Consider the following 14441-nt stretch of genomic DNA (forward strand, 5'->3'; position numbering starts at 1 on the left):
GGTCTGATCGCTCGCTACGCTGAGCGAAAGCTGTGAACCCCGGGTAATCTCGCTGAATTATTGACGAGAGGATCGGCGTATTCATGGGGCGTGTAGTTGCGGCTCTGGCGGCAGTGCTCAGCGCGGGTGCCGTCGCCGCAATACCCGCGTGCGCCGACGGCTCGGCGGGCGTGCTCGGGAAGCCGAACAACATTGCCGCGGCGGTCGGTTCGGGCGTGCGGGGCGGCGTCATCGTCGGCTTCACCGCAAGCGGGCCTGACGTCGGCGCTGCCGCTACTGCGGTCATCGCGGCGTGTCACCGGGCCGGCGCCGAGCAGTGCACGAGCGACGAGGTCACCAACGACCGGTTGTGCATCGTCAACGTCCACGCGCCCGCGAGCGGCGTCGTCGCCGGTGGCGCCGGGCCGACCCTCGAGGACGCCCGCCGCGACGCGTTCAACCGGGCGGCGGCCAACAACACCCCTCTTGCTGCGGACTCACCCACATTGGCCTCGTCCTGCCCGTGAGCTGAGGCACTCACGCGGCGGTCGTGACGAATTCCGTTGCCTGGGAAAGTTCCTCGGCCATTCGGTGACGTTGCTCACCGCAGTTTTCAAGATCGGCAGGTCACCGCATTTCGGCTGCTCACGGACATGTGAGTTTGCCATGAGTTCATGGCACGGTCACATGGCCGAAACATATAGTCGAACTAACATGCGGGGCCAAAAGGCAGCTGAGAGACAGACGGCCTTCCCCCGAAAGTGAGAAGGTGACATGACTCATCAAGGCAAGCGCACGATGGCAGCTCTGCTGGTGGGCCTGGCCTCGGTCAGCGGCATCATGGCGCCCGTCGCTGGTGCTCGCCCGACCTGTCAGGACTCCGGCAGCACTTCGACGTGTGAGACCAACGGCAGCGTGGCGATCAAGGCGACCCCGGGCATCCGTAGTCAGGACAACACCCAGAGCTCGCGCGTGGGCGCGCAGGGCCGCCGTAACTGCTACACCGATGCCGTTGACCGGCAACACATCTGCGGATAGTTTTTCGCGACCAATCGCGAAAACCCCCAAATTCGGTGGAATTTGGGGGTTTTCGTGGCTTTGGATCAAGAACGGCTACCAGGCGTGGACAGTGTTCTGCGCCGCCTCGACGCCGTGCTGCAGCAGCAATTCCGTTGCGTCGGCAGCTTGTTCGAGGATGGTGCCCAACTCGGGCCGTTCCCTCGAGTTGAAGTTCTCCAGCACGAACGCCGCGGGGTCCTGACGCCCCGGCGGGCGGCCGACGCCGATACGGACGCGTTGAAAGTCCTTGGTGCCCAGGGCTGAAGCGACGGACTTGAGGCCGTTGTGGCCGCCCTCGCCGCCACCGAACTTCAGCCGGATGCGGCCGAAGTCGATGTCCAGCTCGTCGTGGAGCACCACGACATCGGCCGGTGCGATCGAATAGAACTTCGCCAAAGGCCCCACGTGCCTACCGGATTCGTTCATGTAGGTGCGCGGCTTGGCGAGCACCACGGACCGGCCTCCAAGCCGGCCCGTGGTGACTTCAGCTCCGGATTTCTTGTGCACCTTGAACCCTGCGCCGATGCGCTCGGCCAGGATGTCGGCAACCAGAAATCCAACGTTGTGCCGCGTTGTTTCGTAGCGCGGCCCAGGATTGCCCAGGCCGACCACCAGCAGTGGCTCGGCCAAAGCGGACTACTCCGACTCGGCGGCGGCCTCGTCGGCCGCCTCGCCCTCGGCAGCGGCCTCGCCCGAAGCGGCCTCTTCGCCGGAGCCCTCGGCCTCGAGGTCCTCGGCGGTCGGCGCCGCGACGACGTTGATGACCAGCACCTCGGGGTCGGTCACCAGCGTGACGCCCGCGGGCAGTTCGACCTGGCCGGCGAGGATCTGAGTACCGGCCTCGATGCCCTCGACCGAAACGGTCAGCGACTCGGGGATCGACTGGACGTCGGCCTCGATCTGGATGGTGTTGGTGTCCTGGGCCACCAGGGTGCCGGACTGGGCGTCACCCTCGACGACGATGCTCACGTCGACGGTGACCTTCTCGCCACGCTTCACGACGATCAGGTCGGCGTGCTGGATGTTGCGCTTGATGGGGTGAACGACGACCTGCTTGGTCAGCGCGAGCTGCTCCTTGCCGGCGATGTCCAGGGTCAGCACCGCGTTGGTGCCCGAGTTACGCAGCACGGCAGCGTACTCGCGGGCGTTGATCTCGAGGTGCTGCGGCTCGGTGCCGTGGCCGTACAGGACGACCGGCACACGGCCTTCGCGACGGGCCAGACGCGAGGCGCCCTTGCCGGTCCGGGTGCGGACCTCAGCGGTCAGATTGTTCGAGGTGGGGGCCGCGTTCTTGGCCATGTGAATCGCTCCTGATGCCGTATCTACTGGGTGGCACGGCCAGGGCTGGGATATCAGCGCACATAAGTGCTGTGAAGTTCCCGTCGATAACGGTGGTCCTGGTGGACCTACCCTCGCCGTGATCGTCAGTCAGACTAGCGGAAACGCCCCTCAGAGCGGAAATTCAGTGGCGGTGAGCTGGGCAGACAGGTCCCAGAGCGCCGTCGCGGTGCGTGCCGAGCGGGCGGCCGGCTTGATCAGCTGGGTGGGGCCGGTCGGTCCGCGGAAGCCGAATTTCGGGCCGACGAACGTGTTTCCGGGCAGGTCCTGCGACGCCGCGAACAGCGTCTGGCGGGCACCGAACGACGCATCGGTGGCGATCTTGTTGGCGGCGAGCCAGAACTTGTCGCCGAACTCGTTGCCGGTGTGGCCCTGCAGGTTGGTGGCCGAGTAGCCAGGGTGTGCGGTCAGCGCCCGTACCGGAGAGCCGGCCACCGACAGCCGGCGCTGCAGGTCCTTGGTGAACAGCAGGTTCGCCAGCTTCGACTGCCCGTATGCCAGCCAGGCCGAGTACGGCCGCGACTTCCAGTTGAGGTCCTTGAGGCTGATGTAGCCCAGCAGGTGCAGCTCCGACGACACCGTCACGACGCGGTCGGTGATCTTGGGCAGCAGCAGGTTGGTCAGGGCGAAATGGCCCAGGTGGTTGGTGCCGATCTGGCTCTCGAAGCCGTCCTCGGTCAGCGCGAAGGGCACCGCCATGATGCCGGCGTTGTTGATCAGGACGTCGACCTTGTCGACGCCGGCCGCGAACTCGCGCACCGAGGCCAGACTCTGGAGATCCAGCGGACGAACCTCGACGTCGCCGGTCATGCCCGCGGCCGCGGCGTCGCCCTTGGCGGTGTTGCGGCAGGCCAGGATGACCTTGGCGCCCACGCGGGCCAGTTCACGGGCGGTGATCTCGCCGAGGCCACTGTTGGCGCCGGTGACGATGACGGTGCGGCCGGCGAAAGAAGGAAGGTCGGCGGCGGTCCATTCGCTCATGACGGCGAGCTTAGTGCGGCGCCGCTACTTCGGTCCGACCGAGAATCCCTTGATGATCGCCTCGATGTCGCCGGCCTGTTCCTTGGCCTGCTCGGCGTACGTCGTGACGGTCAGCTGGATCAGGTAGTGGATGCCCGGCCGCGGCGGTGACGGCTGGGCGATCACGATCCGGTTGTACGACTGCATCCGGCGGTTGTGCAGGTCGTAGCTGCCCTCGATCATCGCCGATGGATAGCCCTGGAAGTCCTCGCTGGAGCTGTAGAGCTTCTTGAAGTTCTCCGACAGCAGCGCGTCGGCGTCGGAGTGCTTGAGAGCGTCCTTGACGTCGAAGTCGCCCGACAACTGGAACACCATCAGCATCGCCAGGGGATAGGTGTCGTTCTTGGCGATCGTCACGGTGCCGGGCGAGTAGTTGAGGTTCTTGTAGCCCGTCCAGCCCGGTGGCCGCGGCAGCGTCACCTTGAGATCGGTGAGCTGGTCGGGGACCACCTGCTTGCTCTGCACCCCGAGCTTGTTCAGGTAGTCGGGGAACGGGATCAGGCTGGCCTTGTCCACCGGAGTCGTGCTGGTGGTCGGCGTCGTCGACCAGATCGACTTGTAGTCAGGTGTTTTCGCCTCGCACGCGGTGAGTGCCAGAGCGATGGACGCCGACGCCACGGCCACCCGCAGCAGGGTCACAGAATCTCGCGGACCGCGTCGATCGGGCGGGCCAGCCGGGTGCCCTTGTCGGTGACGACGAACGGCCGCTCGATCAGGATCGGGTGTTCGGCCATGGCGTCGAGCAGCTGCTCGTCGGTGGCGTCGGCGAGATTGAGTTCGGTGTAGAGGGCTTCGCGCTTGCGCACCGCGGTGCGGACATCGATGCCCGCATCCGTGATCATCGCCGCGATCTCGGCCCGGGTCGGCGGCGTCTTCAGATACTGCACGACCTCGGGCTCAATGCCGTTCTCCCGCAACAGATCCAGCGTCTTGCGGGAGGTCGAGCACTTCGGGTTGTGGAAAATCCGGGCCATTTAGGCGGATCCGTCGAAAAGGCCGGTAACCGAGCCGTTTTCGAACACCGCGCGGATGGTCGACGCCAGCAGCGGCGCGATCGACAGCACGGTCAGGGCGTCGAACTGTTTGTCCGGCGTGATGGGCAGCGTGTTGGTGACGATGACCTCGCGGGCACCGCAGTCGGCGAGGCGCTGGGCCGCCGGGTCGGACAGCACGCCGTGGGTCGCGGCGATGATGACGTCCTTGGCGCCGTCCTCGCGCAGCAGCTTGACCGCGCCGGCGATGGTGCCACCGGTGTCGATCATGTCGTCGGTCAGGATGCAGGTCTTGCCCTTGACCTCACCGACGACGCGGTTGGCCTTGACCTGGTTGGGGACCAGCGGATCGCGGGTCTTGTGGATGAAGGCCAGGGGCACGCCGCCCAGGGAGTCGGCCCACTTCTCGGCGACGCGCACGCGGCCGGAGTCGGGGGAGACGACGACGAGGTCGGAATCGGAGTACTTGTCACCGATGTAGCCGCACAGCAGCGACTGGCCGCGCATGTGGTCGACGGGGCCGTCGAAGAAGCCCTGAATCTGGTCGGTGTGCAGGTCGACCGAGACGATGCGGTCGGCACCGGCGGTCTTGAGCAGGTCGGCGACCAGGCGGGCCGAGATGGGCTCGCGGCCGCGGTGCTTCTTGTCCTGGCGCGCGTACGGGTAGAACGGCAGGATCGCGGTGATCCGCTTGGCCGACCCGCGCTTGAGCGCGTCGATCATGATGAGCTGTTCCATCAGCCAGTGGTTCAGCGGCGCGGGGTGGCTCTGCAGCACGAAGGCGTCACTGCCACGCACCGACTCGTCGAAGCGGACGAAGATCTCGCCGTTCGCGAAGTCCCGGGACGTCTGCGGGGTGACCTCGATGCCGAGCTCTTTGGCGACCTGTTCGGCCAGTTCGGGGTGCGCGCGCCCCGAGAAGAGCATCAGATTTTTGCGGTTGTCGGTCCAGTCCGTGGCCACTGTGTGCTGCTTTCGCGGTGGGGGATCGATACGCGGTAATGGTACTTGCCGGTAACCCGGAACTGTTGCCGGGTTACCAGAACACCAACAACAAACGTCGAGCTCAGCTCTCGCCGCGCGCTTTCCTGGCGGCGGCGGCGGCCTTCGAGTCGGGGCGTTTCCGCTCGACCCAGCCCTCGATGTTGCGCTGCTCACCCTTCGAAACGGCCAGCGCACCAGGAGGTACGTCCTCGCGGACCACGGTGCCGGCGCCGGTGTAGGCGCCGTCGCCGACGCTCACGGGTGCGACGAACATGGTGTCCGAGCCGGTACGCACGTGGGATCCGATGGTGGTGCGGTTCTTGGTCTCGCCGTCGTAGTTGACGAAGACGCTGGACGCGCCGATGTTGCTGTACTCGCCGATGTCGGCGTCGCCGACGTAGGTCAGGTGCGGCACCTTGGTGCCGGTGCCGATCTTCGAGTTCTTGACCTCGACGAACGCGCCCAGTTTGCCGTCGGCGCCCAGTTCGGTGCCCGGCCGCAGGTAGGTGAAGGGTCCGACGGTGGCGCCGGCGCCGATGACGGCCAGCTGGCCGTGGGTGCGGATCACCTCGGCGCCGTCGCCGACCTCCATGTCGGTCAGTGTGGTGTCGGGGCCGATGACGCAGTTCGCGCCGATGTCGGTGGCGCCCAGCAGCTGGGTGCATTGCTTGACGACGGTGTCGCGGCCGATGCTGACGTCGACGTCGATCCAGGTGGTGGCCGGGTCGATGATCGTGACGCCGGCACGCTGGTGCCCGGCGATGATGCGGCGGTTCAGCTCTGCGGCCACCTCGGACAGCTGCACGCGGTCGTTGACACCGGAGACCTGCGCGCTGTCGTCGACGTGGTGGGCCCGGACGATCTGGCCGTCGCCGCGGACGATCGCGATGGCGTCGGTGAGGTAGAGCTCCTGCTGGGCGTTGTCCGAGCGCAGCCGGCTCAGCGCCGAGCGCAGGGCCGCCGCGTCGAACGCGTAGACCCCGGAGTTCACCTCGCGGATGGCGCGCTGGGATTCGGTGGCGTCGGCCTGCTCGACGATGCCGATCACCTCGTGGTCCTGCGTGCGCAGGATGCGGCCGTACCCGGTCGGGTTGCCGACGGTCGTGGTCAGCACCGTGGCGGCCGCGGTGGCGGCGGCGTGGGTGTCGACGAGGCCCTCGATGGTGTCGGCGTCGAGCAGCGGCACGTCACCCGCGGTGACGACGACCGTGCCGGCGAAGTCGTCGGGCAGTGCCGACAGGCCGCAGCTGACGGCGTGCCCGGTGCCGAGCTGTTCGTCCTGGATGGCCACGGTGACGGTCCGGCCGAGCCGGCCCGAGATTTCATGCACATGGGCGGTGACGCGCTCGCGTTCCTTGCCGACGACCACCACGAGGTGCGTGGGATTGACCTTGGCCACGGCATGCAGCGCGTGCGCGAGCATGCTGCGGCCGGCCAGCGTATGCAGGACCTTCGGGATGTCGGAGCGCATCCGGGTGCCCGACCCGGCTGCCAGGACGATGACAGCGGCTTCGCCTCGAGTCACGTACGCCTCTCTCTACGCGATGTCGCGCTTTGACTGCTCAGCGCTCCACCAATGGTCGCTCGGCACGTCTTGCTCCGTCGCCAGGACTCGAACCTGAACTATCTGAACCAAAATCAGAGGTGCTGCCGATTACACCACGACGGATTACTCGCCAGAGACTCTAATGCAAGCGGATAGGCTGGCGACCATGGCAGCGGCGGAGAACGGGGCGCGCAGCCCTCGTGCGCGCATGACCGGCAGTGAACGCCGTCAGCAGCTCATCGAGATCGCGAAGTCGCTGTTCGCGGAGCGGGGTTACGACGGCACCTCCATCGAGGAGATCGCGCAGCGCGCCAACGTCTCCAAGCCGGTGGTCTACGAGCATTTCGGCGGTAAGGAAGGCCTCTACGCCGTCGTCGTCGACCGGGAGATGTCCGCGCTGCTCGACGGCATCACGTCGTCCCTGACCAACAACCGGTCCCGGGTGCGGGTCGAGCGGGTGGCGCTGGCGCTGCTGACGTACGTCGAGGAGCACACCGACGGTTTCCGCATCCTGATCAGGGATTCGCCGGCGGCTATTACATCGGGCACCTACTCGACGCTGCTCAACGACGCGGTCAACCAGGTCAGCTCGATCCTGGCCGGCGACTTCTCCCGTCGCGGGCTCGACCCGGAGCTGGCCCCGCTCTATGCGCAAGCGCTCGTCGGCTCGGTGTCGATGTCCGCGCAGTGGTGGCTGGACACCCGCGAACCGAAGAAGGAAGTCGTCGCGGCGCACCTGGTCAATCTGATGTGGAACGGCCTGACGCATCTTGAGTCCGACCCGGAGCTGCACGAGAACTGAGTCGTAGCTCGCCCAACATGAGCTTGTGTGCGAGATTCGGCGCAGAGTTGGCACACAAGCTCATGTTCGGCTGAAGCTGTTACCCGCAGTCGCGCAGCAGCAGGTCCGCGGTGGTCTCCCGGCGGATCAGCGGCCGCACCCGCCTATCGCAGACGGCGATGACCGGCGGCCGCGTCGTCATGGTGAAGTTCGACGCCATGCTGTGGTGGTAGGCGCCGGTGCACGCGGTGGCGAGCAGATCGCCCGGGTGGACGTCGTCGGGCAGGTCGAGATGGTCTGCGATGACGGATCCGTCGCGGCCGACGACGGTGGACTCGCGCGTGGGTCCGATCGGATGCCGGTTGGCAAGGGCGACAGTGTAATTCGCGACGGGCGCGGAATGCGGATGGCTGCCGTCGACGGTGACGACGGCGCGGCCGTCGGTGCGGGCCGACACCGATTGCACGCGGTGCAGTGTCACGCCGGCGCGGCCGCTGATCGCCCGGCCGGGTTCGACGACGAGCCGCGGCCGGGGGAACCGGTTGGCGGCGCAGGCGGCGTCGAGGGCGTCTTCGAGGAAATCGGCCAGTGCCGGCACGTCGAGTTCGGGTTCCCCGGTCCGGTAGGCGATGGCGTGGCCGCCGCCGATGTTCAGTTCGGTGAGCACCACGCCGTGGGCGGCGCGCACATCGGTCATGGTGTCGACGAGGCCGCGCACGGCTTCGACGTAGACCTCCGGTTCGGCGATCTGTGTGCCGAGATTGCAGTACAGCCCGGCCAGCGGCAGTTGCGGCGTGGCCAGTGCGCGACGGACGGTCGGCAGCACGTCGACACCAGGGCGGACCTGCAGCAGCACCGCCTGCCGCCGGCGCGCGACGCCGGCCAGATAGGCCATCTCGATGGGGCAGTCCAGCACGATGCGGCCGACGCCGGCGCCCGCTGCGGTCGCCAGCTCGTCGACCGACTTGCCGCTGCCGTGGACGACGATGCGCGCGGGGTCCATGCCGCCGGCGAGGGCCGTGGCCAGCTCGGCCGTCGAACACACCGCCATGCCGAGGCCGGCCTCGTACACCCATCCGGCAACGGTCCTGGTCAGCAGGGACTGGGCGGCGTAGACGACCTCGACGCCGCGCAGCGTGGTGCGGTAGTGCTGGGCCCGCTTGCGGAAGTCGGCCTCATCCAGAACGTATGCGGGCGTGCCGAACTCGTCGGCGACGTCGGTGAGCGCGACCGACCCGACGCAGAGTCGTCCCAGCGCGTCGACCTGGGTGGTCGACGGCCAGATGGTGGTGTCGATGCGCGGACGCATGGCGCCCCGCAGGGACGGCAGGATGTCGAGCAGTGTCATGGATCCACCCTGCGCCCGGAATCGCCCGCTGAGCGCTCCGTTGACGATCCCTTGACGGGACGGTGCCCAATATTGACGAAGTCCTGCGAACTACAATCGGAGGCATCATGACCTCCCCGGGGCAGCAATCGATCCAAACCCCGTTGGCGGGGCTCGTCCAACTCGCACTCACCGATCCTGGCCTGCAGGAATTGACGCGGCAGGCCGCCGAGGGTGTCGCTGAGCAGGCTCTGGTGGGCCCGGTCAGCGCGCGGCTCCCGGTCGCGGCCGCGCTGGCCGCCGCCGGCCCGGTGCTCGTCGTCACGGCCACCGGTCGCGAGGCCGACGACCTCGCCGCCGAACTGCGGGCCGTCCACGGCGACGCCGTGGCGCTGTTCCCGTCGTGGGAGACGCTGCCGCACGAGCGGCTCTCGCCCGGCGTGGACACCGTGGGTGCCCGGCTGACGGTGCTGCGCCGGCTGGCGCGGCCCGACGACGCCCGCCTCGGCCCGCCGCTGCGCGTGGTGGTCACGACGGCCCGGTCACTGCTGCAGCCGCTGGCCGGCGGCGTGACCGACGCCGAACCCGTGACGCTGACCATCGGCGGTGAAGCGGACTTCGACGACACCGTGGCGCGGCTGGTCGAACTGGCCTACACGCGCGTCGACATGGTGGGCAAGCGCGGCGAATTCGCCGTCCGCGGAGGCATTCTCGACGTCTTCACGCCGACCGCCGAGCACCCCGTGCGCGTCGAGTTCTGGGGCGACGAGGTCACCGAGATGCGGATGTTCTCGGTCGCCGACCAGCGGTCCATCCCCGAGATCGCCGTCGACACCGTGATCGCGATGCCCTGCCGTGAACTGCTGCTGACCGCGGACGTCCGCGACCGCGCCGCCGAGATCGGCGCGGATTTGCCCAGTAGCGACAACCAGGTCACCGGCAGCATCGCGGACATGATGGCCAAGCTCGCCGAAGGCATTCCGGTCGACGGCATGGAGGCGCTGCTGCCGGTGTTGCGCCCCGGCGAGCTGGCGCTGCTCACCGATCGGCTCCCGGCCGGTGCGCCGCTGCTGATCTGCGATCCGGAGAAGGTGCGCACCCGCGCCGCCGATCTGATCAAGACCGGCCGCGAGTTCCTGGAGGCTTCGTGGTCGGTGGCCGCCGTGGGCGGTGACGCACCGATCGACATTGAGCAACTTGGTGGTTCGGGTTTCCGGGACTTCGCGGAGATCCGGGAGGCGGCGGCCGCCGGTGGCCACCCGTGGTGGACGCTGAGCCAGTTGGCCAACGAGTCGGCGCAGGAGCTCGACATCCGGCCGGCGCCGTCGGCGCGCAGTCAGCAGAGCCTCGAAGAGATCTTCGCGATGCTGCGGGCACACATCGCCACCGGCGGGCTCGCCGCGGTGGTGACCCCGGGCACCGGTACCGCGCACCGCGTCGTCGAGCAGCTCGGTGAATCCGATGTCGCCGCAACGATGTTGGAGCCCGGCGAGGTGCCGAAGCCCGGTGTCGTCGGCGTGCTCAAGGGCCCGCTGCACGACGGTCTGGTGCTGTCCGGCGTCAACCTCGTGATCATCACCGAGACCGACCTGACGGGTAACCGGGCCGGGGCCACCGAGGGCAAAAGGCTTGCCGCCAAACGGCGTAACGTCGTCGATCCGCTGGCGTTGACGGCCGGCGACCTGGTGGTGCACGACCAGCACGGCATCGGCAAGTTCGTCGAGATGACCGAGCGCGTGGTCGGTGGCGCGCGGCGTGAGTATCTGGTCCTGGAGTACGCATCGGCCAAACGTGGCGGCGGGTCCGACCGGCTGTACGTGCCGATGGATTCGCTGGACCAGCTGTCCCGATACGTCGGCGGCACCGAGCCCACGCTGAGCCGGCTCGGCGGCAGCGACTGGACCAACACGAAGACCAAGGCGCGCAAGGCCGTTCGTGAGATCGCTGGTGAGCTGGTCTCGCTGTATGCCAAGCGGCAGTCCGCGCCGGGGCATGCCTTCGCCCCGGACACCCCGTGGCAGGCCGAGATGGAAGACGCGTTCGGCTTCACCGAGACCATGGACCAGTTGACCGCCATCACCGAGGTCAAGGCCGACATGGAGAAACCGGTTCCGATGGACCGGGTCATCTGCGGTGACGTCGGCTACGGCAAGACCGAGATCGCGGTGCGCGCGGCGTTCAAGGCCGTGCAGGACGGCAAGCAGGTCGCGGTCCTGGTGCCGACGACGCTGCTGGCAGACCAGCACCTGCAGACCTTCACCGCGCGCATGGCCGGCTTCCCGGTGACGGTCAAGGGCCTGTCCCGCTTCACCGATCCGGCTGAATCCCGTTTGGTGATCGAGGGTTTGAAGGACGGCTCGGTCGACGTGGTGATCGGCACGCACCGGTTGCTGGCGACGGGCGTCACGTGGAAAGACCTGGGTCTGGTGATCGTCGACGAGGAGCAGCGGTTCGGCGTCGAGCACAAGGAGCACATCAAGTCGATGCGCACCCACGTCGACGTGTTGACCATGAGCGCGACCCCGATCCCGCGCACCCTGGAGATGAGCCTGGCCGGCATCCGGGAGATGTCGACGATTCTGACGCCGCCCGAGGAACGCTTCCCGGTGCTGACTTACGTTGGGCCGCATGACGATAAGCAGGTCGCCGCGGCCCTGCGGCGCGAGCTGTTGCGTGATGGGCAGGCGTTCTACATCCACAACCGGGTGAAGTCGATCGACAGCGCCGCCGCCCGGGTGCGCCAGCTGGTGCCGGAGGCGCGCGTCGTGGTGGCACACGGGCAGATGCCCGAGGAGTTGCTGGAGAAGACCGTCGAGGGCTTCTGGAACCGCGAGTACGACATCCTGGTGTGTACCACGATTGTCGAGACGGGCCTTGACATTTCGAACGCCAATACGCTGATCGTGGAGCGCGCCGACACCTTCGGCCTGTCGCAGCTGCACCAGCTGCGGGGCCGCGTGGGCCGCAGCCGTGAGCGTGGTTACGCGTATTTCCTGTACCCGCCTGAGGTTCCGCTCACCGAGACCGCGCACGACCGGCTGGCGACCATCGCGCAGAACAACGATCTGGGCGCCGGTATGGCCGTGGCGATGAAGGACCTCGAGATTCGCGGAGCGGGCAACGTGCTCGGTGTCGAGCAGTCCGGGCACGTCGCGGGCGTCGGCTTCGACCTGTACGTCCGGCTCGTCGGTGAGGCCGTCGAGGCCTACCGGGCTGCGGTGGACGGGAAAACCATTGCGGCCGTGGAGGAACCGAAGGAGGTGCGGGTCGATCTGCCGATCGATGCCCACCTGCCGCCGGACTACATCGGCAGCGACCGGCTACGGCTGGAGGCCTACCGCCGGTTGGCCGCGGCGTCCGACCACGCGGCGGTGGCGTCCGTCGTCGAGGAGTTGGTGGACCGCTACGGACCGCTGCCCGACCCTGCGCAGCGCCTGGTCGCGGTGGCCCGCCTGCGGCTGCTGTGCCGCGAGTACGGCGTCACCGAGGTCAGCGCGATCTCGGACTCGACCATCCGGCTGACGCCCCTGACGCTCATGGACTCCGGGCAGCTGCGGCTCAAGCGGATGTATCCCGGCGCGACGTACCGGGCCACCACGTCGACGGTGCAGATCCCGATCCCGCGGGCCGGCGCCGGGGTCGGCGCACCCCGCATCCGTGACCTGGAGTTGGCCCGCGCGGTAGCCGGTCTGCTGCTGGTGCTCGACGGGAAAGCGGCAGGTGAAGTTGATATAACCGACCTGGGAGGTAGTGCGGTGGGAGAGGCGGATCGCGCATGACGGTCGTCCTGGTCGATCCGCGCCGCCCCTCGCTGATGCCGATCGACGCGCTGGGGCTGCTCACCGGCGACGTGCAGTACACCGAGGAACTGCCGATCAAGGTGCCATGGTCGTTGCCGTCGGGCCGGCCGGCCTACGGTGACGCCGACAATCCGGCACCGGTGCTGCTGTCCTCCGACCCGGAACATCCGCAGGTGCGGGCCCGGCTCGCGGCCGGCGAGAAGCTGATCGCCGCGGACGGTGCGCAACCGGGCGAGCGGCTCATCGACGCCGTCACGATGATGGACAAGCTGCGCACCAACGGTCCGTGGGAGAGCGAGCAGACGCACGACTCGCTGCGCCGGTACCTGCTGGAGGAGACCTACGAGCTGTTCGACGCGGTGCGGGGCGGCAACGCCGACGACGTCCGCGAGGAACTCGGAGATGTCTTGCTGCAGGTGCTGTTTCACGCCCGCATCGCCGAAGACGCGCCGCTGCACCCGTTCGGCATCGACGACGTGGCCGACACCCTGATTCGCAAGCTGGGCAACCGCGTGCCGGCAGTGCTTGCCGGGCAAGAGATTTCGCTGGAAGACCAGATCGCCCAGTGGGAAGAGCGCAAGGCTTTGGAAATGCGGGCGAAGGCGTCGCCCCGCATTTCGTGCATGGACGAGGTGCCGACGGCGCTGCCGGCGCTGGCCCTGGCGCAGAAGCTGATCGAACGGGCCGGCACTGCCGGTTTGCCGTCCGATCTGCTTCCGGCCGGACTCACCTCGGTGACCCTGGCGCCCGACTTCGACGCCGAAAGTGCCTTGCGCACAGTGGCTCTGGAATTCATCGATACCGTGCGCGAGACCGAGCGCCGCGTCGTCGCCGCCCGCCGCGGCGACGAAGTGGCGGTGGAGTTGGACGCGGCACCGCTGGGTGCCGTGTCAGAGGATGAGTGGCGGGAGCACTGGCCGGCTCAGGCCGACTGAGTCGCGGCCTCGTCGATCAGGTCGGCCACGGCCACTGCCTGCGAAGCCAGCGACGCGTGGCTGGCGTCCAGTTCGATGATCTTGCGCGGGTTGATCCGCTCTGCCATGCGGCGTTCGTTGTCGGGGTGGATCATGTGGTCCTGCGTCGAGACCTGGTACCACGACGGCTTGACGCGCCAGGCCGGTGCGGTCACCGTGTCGCCGAAAGTCGATGCCAGCGGCGCCTTTTGGGTCACGGCCATGACGAGGGCGTCGTCAGCGGACAGGTCCTGACAGAAGCTCTCGTGGAACTTGTCCTGGCGGACCCAGAGGTAGCCGTCCGAATCGGGTGCGAGGTTGGCGGCCGCCGCGGGCGGCATCTCCTGCGTGATTCCGCCCGGGCTCTCGCCGGCGTCCGGTGCGAAGGCCGCGATGTAGACCAGGGCCGTCACGTTGGGCAGGTCTCCGGCTTCGGTGATGACGGCGCCACCGTACGAGTGCCCGACCAGAACGACGGGTCCGTCGACCTGACTGACCATCTTGCGGGTGCGCTCGGCGTCGTCGGCCAGCGACGTCAGCGGGTTCTCCACCGCGCGCAGCGACGAGTAGCCGCGCCGGTTCAGTTCGACGATCACGTTGGCCCAGTGGGCCGCGCCGCCCCAGAATCCGTGGACGAGGACGACTGTTGGTTTTTCGGTCAT

At 67.9% G+C, this 14441-nt stretch carries 14 protein-coding genes and 1 tRNA gene; 5 read left to right on the forward strand and 10 right to left on the reverse strand.

Annotated features, from left to right (window positions below; genetic code table 11):
- The first annotated feature begins 83 nt into the window (after positions 1–83).
- Positions 84–506 carry a hypothetical protein gene (locus BR47_RS0127850; RefSeq protein WP_029121486.1) on the forward strand — a complete coding sequence of 141 codons (423 nt, stop codon included), beginning with the start codon at positions 84–86 and terminating at the stop codon, positions 504–506.
- A 247-nt stretch (positions 507–753) separates the two neighbouring features.
- Positions 754–1017 (forward strand): hypothetical protein, encoded by a 264-nt coding sequence (locus BR47_RS31685; protein WP_020099096.1) that lies wholly within the window; start codon positions 754–756, stop codon positions 1015–1017.
- A 75-nt stretch (positions 1018–1092) separates the two neighbouring features.
- Here the strand turns inward: BR47_RS31685 and pth are convergent, their stop codons facing one another.
- The 8 genes from pth to BR47_RS0127895 all read right to left on the reverse strand — a co-directional run bounded on the left by pth (position 1093) and on the right by BR47_RS0127895 (position 7041).
- Positions 1093–1668 carry an aminoacyl-tRNA hydrolase gene (gene pth, locus BR47_RS0127860; protein ID WP_020099097.1) on the reverse strand — a complete coding sequence of 192 codons (576 nt, stop codon included), beginning with the start codon at positions 1666–1668 and terminating at the stop codon, positions 1093–1095.
- A 6-nt stretch (positions 1669–1674) separates the two neighbouring features.
- A complete protein-coding gene (locus BR47_RS0127865; protein WP_029121487.1) occupies positions 1675–2337 on the reverse strand; it encodes a 50S ribosomal protein L25/general stress protein Ctc in 663 nt (220 codons plus the stop codon).
- Positions 2338–2487: 150 nt separating this feature from the next.
- A complete protein-coding gene (locus BR47_RS0127870) occupies positions 2488–3357 on the reverse strand; it encodes an oxidoreductase (protein WP_029121488.1) in 870 nt (289 codons plus the stop codon).
- Positions 3358–3381: 24 nt separating this feature from the next.
- The gene (locus BR47_RS0127875) at positions 3382–4035 is read right to left on the reverse strand and encodes an LpqN/LpqT family lipoprotein (protein ID WP_020099100.1); all 654 of its coding nucleotides are present in this window, start codon (positions 4033–4035) and stop codon (positions 3382–3384) included.
- Entirely contained in the window at positions 4032–4370 is a 339-nt protein-coding gene (arsC, locus tag BR47_RS0127880; protein ID WP_020099101.1) for an arsenate reductase (glutaredoxin), read from the reverse strand. Before arsC ends, BR47_RS0127875 begins: the two co-directional genes overlap by 4 nt.
- Positions 4371–5351, reverse strand: coding sequence for a ribose-phosphate diphosphokinase (locus BR47_RS0127885; RefSeq protein ID WP_020099102.1), 981 nt, complete (start codon positions 5349–5351; stop codon positions 4371–4373).
- A gap of 103 nt (positions 5352–5454) precedes the next feature.
- Positions 5455–6897 (reverse strand): bifunctional UDP-N-acetylglucosamine diphosphorylase/glucosamine-1-phosphate N-acetyltransferase GlmU, encoded by a 1443-nt coding sequence (gene glmU / locus BR47_RS0127890; protein ID WP_029121489.1) that lies wholly within the window; start codon positions 6895–6897, stop codon positions 5455–5457.
- Positions 6898–6969: 72 nt separating this feature from the next.
- Positions 6970–7041: transfer RNA gene (locus BR47_RS0127895), tRNA-Gln, on the reverse strand.
- 85 nt (positions 7042–7126) lie between these two features.
- Between BR47_RS0127895 and BR47_RS0127900 the strand changes: the two genes are divergently transcribed.
- On the forward strand, positions 7127–7720 hold the full coding sequence (locus BR47_RS0127900) for a TetR/AcrR family transcriptional regulator (RefSeq protein WP_020099104.1): 594 nt from the start codon (positions 7127–7129) through the stop codon (positions 7718–7720).
- A gap of 79 nt (positions 7721–7799) precedes the next feature.
- Here BR47_RS0127900 and BR47_RS0127905 read toward each other — a convergent pair whose 3' ends face one another.
- Positions 7800–9047, reverse strand: a complete 1248-nt coding sequence (locus tag BR47_RS0127905) for a diaminopimelate decarboxylase family protein (RefSeq protein ID WP_029121490.1) — start codon at positions 9045–9047, stop codon at positions 7800–7802.
- 107 nt (positions 9048–9154) lie between these two features.
- On the opposite strand from BR47_RS0127905, the gene mfd reads away from it, so the two are divergent.
- Positions 9155–12805, forward strand: a complete 3651-nt coding sequence (gene mfd / locus BR47_RS0127910; RefSeq protein ID WP_029121491.1) for a transcription-repair coupling factor — start codon at positions 9155–9157, stop codon at positions 12803–12805.
- The gene (locus BR47_RS0127915; protein WP_029121492.1) at positions 12802–13761 is read left to right on the forward strand and encodes a nucleoside triphosphate pyrophosphohydrolase; all 960 of its coding nucleotides are present in this window, start codon (positions 12802–12804) and stop codon (positions 13759–13761) included. The genes mfd and BR47_RS0127915 overlap by 4 nt, the downstream gene beginning before the upstream one ends.
- Here BR47_RS0127915 and BR47_RS0127920 read toward each other — a convergent pair.
- Positions 13749–14441 carry an alpha/beta hydrolase gene (locus BR47_RS0127920; RefSeq protein WP_029121493.1) on the reverse strand — a complete coding sequence of 231 codons (693 nt, stop codon included), beginning with the start codon at positions 14439–14441 and terminating at the stop codon, positions 13749–13751. The genes BR47_RS0127915 and BR47_RS0127920 overlap by 13 nt on opposite strands.

The organism is Mycobacterium sp. UNC410CL29Cvi84 (assembly GCF_000686745.1).
Taxonomy (GTDB): domain Bacteria; phylum Actinomycetota; class Actinomycetes; order Mycobacteriales; family Mycobacteriaceae; genus Mycobacterium; species Mycobacterium mucogenicum_B.

Excerpts from the sequence above, each read along its gene's own strand:
- BR47_RS0127915 (WP_029121492.1), top strand. The coding sequence starts at position 12,802 with ATGACGGTCGTCCTGGTCGATCCGCGCCGCCCCTCGCTGATGCCGATC.
- BR47_RS0127870 (WP_029121488.1), bottom strand. The coding sequence starts at position 3,357 with ATGAGCGAATGGACCGCCGCCGACCTTCCTTCTTTCGCCGGCCGCACC.
- mfd (WP_029121491.1), top strand. The coding sequence starts at position 9,155 with ATGACCTCCCCGGGGCAGCAATCGATCCAAACCCCGTTGGCGGGGCTC.
- BR47_RS0127905 (WP_029121490.1), bottom strand. The coding sequence starts at position 9,047 with ATGACACTGCTCGACATCCTGCCGTCCCTGCGGGGCGCCATGCGTCCG.
- arsC (WP_020099101.1), bottom strand. The coding sequence starts at position 4,370 with ATGGCCCGGATTTTCCACAACCCGAAGTGCTCGACCTCCCGCAAGACG.
- BR47_RS0127850 (WP_029121486.1), top strand. The coding sequence starts at position 84 with ATGGGGCGTGTAGTTGCGGCTCTGGCGGCAGTGCTCAGCGCGGGTGCC.
- BR47_RS0127900 (WP_020099104.1), top strand. The coding sequence starts at position 7,127 with ATGACCGGCAGTGAACGCCGTCAGCAGCTCATCGAGATCGCGAAGTCG.
- BR47_RS0127865 (WP_029121487.1), bottom strand. The coding sequence starts at position 2,337 with ATGGCCAAGAACGCGGCCCCCACCTCGAACAATCTGACCGCTGAGGTC.
- BR47_RS0127920 (WP_029121493.1), bottom strand. The coding sequence starts at position 14,441 with ATGACCGAAAAACCAACAGTCGTCCTCGTCCACGGATTCTGGGGCGGC.
- BR47_RS31685 (WP_020099096.1), top strand. The coding sequence starts at position 754 with ATGACTCATCAAGGCAAGCGCACGATGGCAGCTCTGCTGGTGGGCCTG.